7 protein-coding genes and 3 tRNA genes are annotated in these 8268 nt (G+C 72.1%); 5 read left to right on the forward strand and 5 right to left on the reverse strand.

All coding sequences use genetic code 11. The annotated features are described in order from the left end of the window. Window positions 1-40: 40 nt before the first annotated feature. The 3 genes from purL to purS are packed head-to-tail and all read right to left on the reverse strand — an operon-like array spanning window position 41 to window position 3254. Window positions 41-2293 carry a phosphoribosylformylglycinamidine synthase subunit PurL gene (gene purL, locus ACIQE0_RS36645; RefSeq protein WP_402340109.1) on the reverse strand — a complete coding sequence of 751 codons (2253 nt, stop codon included), beginning with the start codon at window positions 2291-2293 and terminating at the stop codon, window positions 41-43. After that, the gene (purQ, locus tag ACIQE0_RS36650; RefSeq protein ID WP_402340112.1) at window positions 2290-2994 is read right to left on the reverse strand and encodes a phosphoribosylformylglycinamidine synthase subunit PurQ; all 705 of its coding nucleotides are present in this window, start codon (window positions 2992-2994) and stop codon (window positions 2290-2292) included. The genes purL and purQ overlap by 4 nt, the downstream gene beginning before the upstream one ends. Next, window positions 2991-3254: a phosphoribosylformylglycinamidine synthase subunit PurS gene (gene purS, locus ACIQE0_RS36655; RefSeq protein ID WP_366334797.1), complete on the reverse strand. Its 264-nt coding sequence runs from the start codon at window positions 3252-3254 to the stop codon at window positions 2991-2993. Before purS ends, purQ begins: the two co-directional genes overlap by 4 nt. Window positions 3255-3554: 300 nt before the next feature. On the opposite strand from purS, the gene ACIQE0_RS36660 reads away from it, so the two are divergent. From ACIQE0_RS36660 to ACIQE0_RS36675, 4 genes are all read left to right on the forward strand, one after another. Then, the gene (locus tag ACIQE0_RS36660; RefSeq protein ID WP_366334799.1) at window positions 3555-3875 is read left to right on the forward strand and encodes an Lsr2 family protein; all 321 of its coding nucleotides are present in this window, start codon (window positions 3555-3557) and stop codon (window positions 3873-3875) included. Window positions 3876-3994: 119 nt separating this feature from the next. Continuing rightward, a tRNA-Gly gene (locus tag ACIQE0_RS36665) sits at window positions 3995-4066 on the forward strand. A gap of 74 nt (window positions 4067-4140) precedes the next feature. Further along, window positions 4141-4213: transfer RNA gene (locus tag ACIQE0_RS36670), tRNA-Gly, on the forward strand. A gap of 474 nt (window positions 4214-4687) precedes the next feature. Further along, a tRNA-Gly gene (locus ACIQE0_RS36675) sits at window positions 4688-4760 on the forward strand. Between the two features lie 72 nt (window positions 4761-4832). Here the strand turns inward: ACIQE0_RS36675 and ACIQE0_RS36680 are convergent. Then, entirely contained in the window at window positions 4833-5732 is a 900-nt protein-coding gene (locus ACIQE0_RS36680) for a phosphoribosylaminoimidazolesuccinocarboxamide synthase (protein ID WP_402340116.1), read from the reverse strand. A gap of 110 nt (window positions 5733-5842) precedes the next feature. Further along, window positions 5843-7078: an MFS transporter gene (locus tag ACIQE0_RS36685; protein ID WP_402340119.1), complete on the reverse strand. Its 1236-nt coding sequence runs from the start codon at window positions 7076-7078 to the stop codon at window positions 5843-5845. Between the two features lie 101 nt (window positions 7079-7179). Here ACIQE0_RS36685 and ACIQE0_RS36690 point away from each other — a divergent pair, with 101 nt between their 5' ends. Next, window positions 7180-8088: a LysR substrate-binding domain-containing protein gene (locus ACIQE0_RS36690; protein WP_402340122.1), complete on the forward strand. Its 909-nt coding sequence runs from the start codon at window positions 7180-7182 to the stop codon at window positions 8086-8088. Window positions 8089-8268: the final 180 nt, after the last annotated feature.

The raw sequence follows: 8268 nt of genomic DNA on the forward strand, positions 1-8268 counted from the left end.
GGTCAACGGGGCGCGCAGGCCGCCCCGTTGGAGCATGCCGTTACGCGACCAACCCCGGGAGGGCCGCCTCGTGGGCCGTCCGCAGCTCGCTCAGCGGGATCTCGAACTGGCCCTGGACCGCGAGCTCCTCGCCGTCGACCACACCGATCCGGGTGGCCGGCAGCCCCCGCGCACCGCACATGTCGGTGAAGCGGAGCTCCTCGCTGCGCGGCACCGCGACGACCGCCCGGCCCGCCGACTCGGAGAGGAGGAAGACGAACGGGTCGAGGCCGTCCGGCACGACCAGCCGGGCGCCCTTGCCGCCGCGCAGGCACGACTCCACCAGCGCCTGCACCAGGCCGCCGTCGGAGAGGTCGTGCGCGGCGTCGATCATGCCGTCGCGGGAGGCCGAGATCAGGATCTCCGCCAGCAGCCGCTCGCGCTCCAGGTCGACCTTGGGCGGCAGCCCGCCGAGGTGCCCGTGGACCACCTGCGACCAGGCCGAACCGCCCAGCTCCTCGCGGGTGTCGCCGAGGAGGTAGAGCAGCTGGCCCTCCTCCGCGAACGCGACCGGGGTGCGGCGGGTGACGTCGTCGATGACGCCGAGCACCGCGACCACCGGGGTCGGGTGGATCGCCGTCTCGCCGGTCTGGTTGTAGAGCGAGACGTTGCCGCCGGTGACCGGGGTGCCCAGCACCTGGCAGGCGTCCGCGAGCCCGCGGGTGGCCTCGGCGAACTGCCACATCACCGCCGGGTCCTCGGGCGAGCCGAAGTTCAGGCAGTCGGAGACCGCGAGCGGCTTGGCGCCGGTGGCGGCGACGTTGCGGTACGCCTCGGCCAGCGCCAGCTGCGCACCCGCGTACGGGTCGAGCTTGGCGTAGCGGCCGTTGCCGTCGGTGGCGAGGGCGACGCCGAGGTTGGTGTCCTCGTCGATCCGGACCATGCCGGCGTCCTCGGGCTGCGCCAGCACGGTGTTGCCCTGGACGAAGCGGTCGTACTGGTCGGTGATCCACGCCTTGGACGCCTGGTTGGGCGAGCCGACCAGCTCCAGGATCTGGGCGCGGAGTTCGGCGGCGTCGGCCGGCCGCGCCAGCTTGGCCGCGTCGTCGGCCTGGAGGGCGTCCTGCCACTCCGGGCGGGCGTACGGCCGGTGGTAGGTCGGGCCCTCGTGGGCGACCGAGCGCGGCGGGACGTCCACGATCTGCTCGCCGTGCCAGAAGATCTCCAGCCGCTCGCCGTCCGTCACCTCACCGATGACGGTGGCGATGACGTCCCACTTCTCGCAGATCTCCAGGAAGCGGTCGACCTTGGCCGGCTCGACGATCGCGCACATCCGCTCCTGCGACTCGCTCATGAGGATCTCCTCGGGCGAGAGCGAGGAGTCGCGCAGCGGAACGGTGTCCAGCTCGACCCGCATACCGCCGGAACCGGCGCTGGCCAGCTCGCTGGTGGCGCAGGAGAGCCCGGCGCCGCCGAGGTCCTGGATACCGGCGACCAGCTTCTCCCGGAAGATCTCCAGGGTGCACTCGATGAGCAGCTTCTCCTGGAACGGGTCGCCGACCTGGACCGAGGGGCGCTTGGCCGGCTTGCCCTCGGAGTCGAAGGTCTCCGACGCCAGCACCGAGACGCCGCCGATGCCGTCGCCGCCGGTCCGGGCGCCGTACAGGATGACCTTGTTGCCGGCCCCGGACGCCTTCGCCAGGTGGATGTCCTCGTGCTTCATCACGCCGACGCACAGCGCGTTGACCAGCGGGTTGCCCTGGTAGCAGGGGTCGAAGACGACCTCGCCGCCGATGTTGGGCAGGCCCAGGCAGTTGCCGTAGCCGCCGATGCCGGCGACGACACCGGGGACCACCCGCTTGGTGTCGGGGTGGTCGGCGGCGCCGAACCGCAGCGGGTCCATGACGGCGACCGGGCGGGCACCCATGGCGAGGATGTCGCGGACGATGCCGCCGACGCCGGTGGCCGCGCCCTGGTAGGGCTCGATGTACGAGGGGTGGTTGTGCGACTCGACCTTGAAGGTGACCGCATAGCCCTGGCCGACGTCCACGACGCCGGCGTTCTCCCCGATGCCGACCAGCATCGCGTCGTTCTCGGGGGCCTTCTCACCGAACTGCTTGAGGTGGACCTTGCTGCTCTTGTAGGAGCAGTGCTCGGACCACATCACCGAGTACATCGCGAGCTCGGCGCCGGTGGGGCGCCGGCCGAGGATCTCGCGGATCCGCGCGTACTCGTCCTCCTTGAGGCCGAGTTCGGCCCAGGGCTGGTCGGCCTCCGGGGTCGTCGCTGCGTGCGTGACGGTGTCGAGGCTCATACGTTGACCAGCTTCTTCAGGATCGAGGTGAAGAACCCGAGGCCGTCGGTGCGGCCGGTGCCGATCAGCGGCTCGACGGCGTGCTCGGGGTGCGGCATCAGGCCGACGACGTTGCCCGCCTCGTTGGTGACGCCGGCGATGTCGCGGAGCGAACCGTTGGGGTTTCCGTACCCGTCGGCGACCGGGCCGTCGGTGACGTAGCGGAACGCCACCCGGCCCTCGGCCTCGAGCATGTCCAGCGTCCGCTCGTCGGCGACATAGCGGCCGTCGATGTTCTTCAGCGGAATGCTGATCTCCTGGCCCGCGGCGTAGTCGGTGGTCCAGGCGGTACCGGCGTTCTCCACCCGCAGCTTCTGGTCGCGGCAGATGAAGTGCAGGTGGTTGTTGCGCAGCATGGCGCCGGGCAGCAGATGGGTCTCGGTGAGGACCTGGAAGCCGTTGCAGATGCCCAACACCGGCATCCCGGCCCGGGCTTGCCCGATCACGGTCTCCATCACCGGCGAGAACCGGGAGATCGCTCCCGCCCGCAGGTAGTCGCCGTACGAGAAGCCGCCGGGCAGGACCACGGCGTCGACCTGGTGGAGGTCCTTGTCACGGTGCCACAGCGGCACCGCCTCGGCTCCGGCCGCCCGGACCGCGCGCTGGGTGTCGCGGTCGTCGAGCGTGCCGGGGAAGGTCACGACTCCGATGCGAGCAGTCATGACTCGGCCCGCACAGCCTCGTCGACCCGCACGGTGAAGTCCTCGATGACGGTGTTGGCGAGGAAGGTCTCGGCCATCTCATGGATACGGGCGAGGGCGGCGTCGTCGACCGGCCCCTCCACCTCGATTTCGAAACGCTTGCCCTGACGGACGTCGGCGATCCCCTCGAAACCCAGGCGTGGCAGTGCGCGCTGCACCGCCTGCCCCTGCGGGTCGAGGATCTCCGGCTTGAGCATGACGTCGACTACGACGCGTGCCACTGGCACTCCCGGTGGTGTGGTGCGTAAGGCGGTGCCCTCACAGTACCGTGTTCGAAAATCTACGCGCATAGATATCCGGCCTGCCCGATCGCGGACCGGTTTCACCAGGAGTGCCCGCCAGGGAAAATCTCCGAAAAGAACGGGGGGCCGGATTGCGGCGGGACACGCTGACGAAATTAAATGGGCTTCACAATGCAATGCCCATCGCTGTACAAATGAAAAAGCATTGATCCCAATCAGCCGGATCTGGAGCATCACCCCACGTCAACAAGGGGTCGCTCCACGAAAGGACCGATATCCGTGGCGCAGCGCGTAGTAGTAACGCTCTCCGATGACATCGACGGAGGAGAAGCCGCAGAGACGGTCATCTTCGGTTTGGACGGGAAGTCGTACGAGATCGACCTCAATCCCACCAATGCGAAGAAACTGCGCGGCGCTCTCGCCCCCTACGTGGAGGCCGGCCGCAAGCGGGCCAAGTCCGGCAAGGCCTTCCACCGGACCGCGGTGACCCCCGATCCGGCGGCGGTGCGCGCCTGGGCCCGCTCCCACCAGATGGACGTCCCGCCCCGCGGCCGGATCCCCAAGAAGGTCTACGAGGCCTTCAACGCGGCCAACCACTAACCGACTTGCCGGCGTCCGCGGGTACGCACACCGCCGACTTGCACAGCACCCCTACTGATCAGCTAGAGTCTGGAGCACGCCGAGGGGCGAGGCCGAAAGGCCGGGCCCCGAGGAGTCACGCGGGTGTAGCTCAGTAGTAGAGCGCCCCCTTTCCAAGGGGGAGGCGCAGTGTGCAATCCCTGTCACCCGCTCTGACAGTTCAACCGGTCCAAAGGATCAGGTAGAGTAGCTGTCGCGCCACTGGGTGAAAGCCGAGTGGATGCCTGCGGACGTAGCTCAGTTGGTAGAGCGCAACCTTGCCAAGGTTGAGGTCGCGAGTTCGAGCCTCGTCGTCCGCTCAGAGAAAAGGCCCCGGTCGATCGCGACCGGGGCCTTTGTCGTATGCCGCATTCTCGAGCGAAAAGCCGGGAGGGGGCGGCATCTTGGCCGGACCGTCCCGGGGTGATCCGGGACCGGCACCGCGGGCCTTATCCGCGGAAATCCCGGAGCGGGCAGGGGACGGGCCGGCACGACGCGGGTGTGGTGGTGGACACAACGCGGGGGCCGGGCGCTGCCGCCGGAGAGCGACGGCCGGGGCGGGGCGGCGGCCTGACGCGAGGGCCTGAACGGTGCGGTGACGGAGGGGAGTTGACCCGGCCGCGGAGAGGCGGATGCCGGGGAGCGGCGTGCGGGGTGCAACGTCCGGGCGAGGCGGCTCGGGGAAAGGCGGTGGGAGGAGTGCGCCACGGCGTGCGTCGCGGCCCGGGAAATTGGCTATAGTGGGGCTCGCACCGCGCAGCGGCAACCGGAACGGGAGCCCACGCACGGAGCATGCGGACGTAGCTCAGTTGGTAGAGCGCAACCTTGCCAAGGTTGAGGTCGCGAGTTCGAGCCTCGTCGTCCGCTCAGAGAAAAGGCCCCGGTCGATCACGACCGGGGCCTTCGTCGTGTCCGGCGCGATCGGCGCCGGTGGTGCCGTCAGGACCAGGAGTGGCCGGTGAGGCGCTCGTACGCTTCCACGTACTTGGCGCGGGTGCGGTCGACGATCTCCTGCGGGAGGGCCGGCGGCGGCAGCTCGCCGGTGCGGTCCCAGTCCGCGGCGGGCGAGGTCAGCCAGTCGCGGACGAACTGCTTGTCGAAGGACGGCTGGGCGCGGCCGGGCTGCCACTGGTCGGCGGGCCAGAAGCGCGAGGAGTCGGGGGTGAGGACCTCGTCGGCCAGGGTGAGCCGCTCCTCGCGGAAGCCGAACTCGAACTTGGTGTCGGCGAGGATCAGACCGCGCTCGCGGGCGATGTCGCGGGCCCGGCCGTAGACCGCGAGGGTCAGCTGGCGGAGCTGGGCGGCGGTCTCGGCGCCGACCTCGCGGGCGACCTCCTCGTAGGAGACGTTCTCGTCGTGGTCGCCGACGGCGGCCTTGGTGGCCGGGGTGAAGATCGGCGCGGGCAGCTCGGAGCCGTCGGTCAGGCCCTCGGGGAGCGCCAGGCCGCAGACCGTGCGGGACTGCCGGTACTCGGCGAGGCCGGAGCCGGTGAGGTAGCCGCGGGCGACGCACTCCACGGGGACCATGGCCAGGGAGTGGCAGACGAGGGTGCGGCCGGCCCAGTCGGCGGGGGCGCCCTCGGGGACCTCGGTGGACAGGACGTGGTGCGGGACCAGGTCCGAGAGCTGGTCGAACCACCACAGGGACAGCTGGGTGAGGACCCGGCCCTTGTCGGGGATCTCGGTGGGGAGCACCCAGTCGAAGGCGGAGATGCGGTCACTGGCGACCATGACCAGGTCGCCGGCGGCGTTCTGGTAGAGGTCGCGCACCTTGCCGGTGTGCAGGTGGGTGAGACCCGGGACCTGCACGGGCTCGGGCTTTTCTACGAATCCGGACACGCTGCCTCCGCGTAGGTTGATCCAGGAGTCCCGGTGATTCTCCCGTACGCGGGGCGGGGGCTCTGCCGCAGGGTCGCCGCCGAAGGGGCGGCGGCCCCGCGGCCGGCGGATCAGGCGGAGGACCGGGCTCCGAGGCGGACGACGGTGGCGAGGGTGAGCAGGGCCGCCGCGGCGACGCCGGTCAGGATCGCCGCCGGGGCGAACGCGCCGCCGAGCAGGGTGATCACGTACGGGGTGCAGAAGCCCAGGTAGCAGACGGTCCAGAAGCGCGCGGTGAGCCGGGCCAGGTGGTGCGGGGGCGCCAGGGCGGCGACCTCGGTCAGGCCGTGGGCCACGCACAGGCCGTAGCCGGCGCCGAGCAGCGCGGCGGCGAGCAGGGCCTCCGCGGGCTGGGCGTGCGCCACCGCGAGGGCGCCGGTCAGCAGCCCGACGGCGGTGATGAGCAGGCCGGTGGCGGCGGTGGCGAGCCGGTGCCGGGCGCTCAGGCGGCGGGCGAGCGGGGCGACGGCGAGGCCGGCGCCGGGGGTGACGGCGGTGATGATCCCGGCGTACACGGTCTGCCAGCCGTGCAGGCGGCCGTCGACGAGGCCGGGGAGCACGGCGAAGGCGATCGAGGGGCCGGCGAACACCCAGGGGGCCACCGGGAGGACCAGGCGGCGGAAGGGGGTGCGGTAGGCCGGGGCGGCGGGCTTTGCGGCCGCGGGGTCCGGGGTCCGGGGCGGGACCGTCTCGGGGGCGCGGGCGGCGCTCAGTGCGGCGGCCGCGGTGAGGACCAGGTGCGGGGCGTAGGCCAGGACCATCGGGTACGGGGCCCACTGGGCTATCAGGGAGGCGGCCAGGCCGCCGGTGGCGAAGCCCGCGGAGAGGAAGAGGCCGGAGCGGCGGGCGGCGGCGCCGGGGCTGGGGGCGGTGCCGTACGGCGGGGTGGAGAGCTCCTTGATCCAGACGCTGCCGGCGGTGAGCAGGGTGCCGGCGCCGATGCCGGTGAGGAAGCGGCCGGGCCACAGCAGGGCGGGGGCGGCCGGGCCGCACATCAGCAGGCAGGTCGCCAGGGCCGAGACGCCCAGGGCGGTGAAGGTGACCCGCCGGCGGCCGTGGCGGTCGGCGAGCGGGCCGCCCAGGAGGAGGGCCGGGATCAGGCCGAGGACGTAGACGGCGAAGAGGGCGGTGGTGGTGGCGGCGGTCAGGCCGAGGCCGGCGCGGTAGGCGCCGAGGAGGGAGGAGTACTGGTTGGCGCTCCATCCGGAGGCCGTCATCAGCCAGCCGGCACGGAGCCAGTGGCGGGGCACGGGAGCCGCGGTGGCGGCTGCGTGGGCCGGGGCCGCCGGGGTGGGTGTCAGAGGCATGGGGGACGTTGTACGGCGGCGGCGGGCGGGGGCGCCGCCCGCGTTCAGGAATTGTGAACGGCCCGGGGCGAACGCCTGGGCCCCGGCCTATCGTGGCGGGCATGGATCTGCGCCGGCTGTCTTCGTTCCTGGCGGTGGTCGAGGAGCAGCACTTCGGGCGGGCCGCGGCGCGGCTGTTCCTGTCGCCGGCCGCGGTCACCCAGCACGTGCAGCAACTGGAGCGGGAGTTCGGATCGCGGCTGCTGGACCGCGGCCCGGGGCCGGTGGTCCCGACGGTCGCCGGGCAGCGGCTGGTGTCGCACGCCCGGACGCTGCTGGCCGCCGCGAACGCCGCGGTGGAGGACGTGACCGAGGCCGTCCGGGGCCGGCCGGCGCCGGGGCGGGGCCTGCGGGTCGGGGTGATGAGCCACGGATCGGCGGAGGTGACGCCGGCCGCGGTGAACGCCTTCCGCCGGGCCCGACCCGAGGTGCCGGTGTCGTTGGTGCAGCTGAACTTCACCGAGCACTGCAGCGCGCTGCGCGAGGACCGGGTGGACGTGGCGTTCGTCCGGCCGTGGGTGCAGGCCGAGGGCATCGAGGTGGACGTGCTGACGACCGAGCAGCGGATCGTGGCGGTCTCCGCCCGCTCGCCGCTGGCGGACGCGGCGCGGGAGGGCGTGCGGATCGCGGACGTCCTGGACCTGCCGTTCCTGCGGCTGCCGGCGCGCACCCCGCGGCCGTTCGTCGACTACCTCTACTTCCAGGACGGTGAGCGGCGGGCGCCGGACTGCGCGCTGAATCCGCACGACGTGCTGACGAGCGTGGCGGCCGGGCGCGGTGCCGGCTCCGGGCTGAAGTCGTTCGCCCGTTACTACCCGTGGCCGGGGACGGTGTTCGTACCGGTGCTGGACGCGCCGAGCGCGCAGAGCGTGCTGGCGACCCGGGCCGGGGACCGCAATCCGGAGGTGCGGATCTTCCGGGCGCTGACGGTGGCGCTGGCACGGGAGTTGGGGGCGTACGCGGCGCGGTAGCGCGGGGCGGGCCGGTCCGGTGCGTCGGCGTGGATCGGTCCGCGGTGCCGGAGTCCGCGGGCCCCGCGGTCCTGTCAGAAGCGCCCTAGTTGTTCTGTCCGGGGAGGTTGTGGACAGTGAGCCAGGTCTCGGCCGTGGGATCTTGAACGGGTGAGGGCCTTCCGGGTTCGGTGTGGATTG

Source organism: Streptomyces sp. NPDC093097 (assembly GCF_044754325.1).
In the GTDB taxonomy this organism is placed as follows: Bacteria; Actinomycetota; Actinomycetes; order Streptomycetales; family Streptomycetaceae; genus Streptomyces.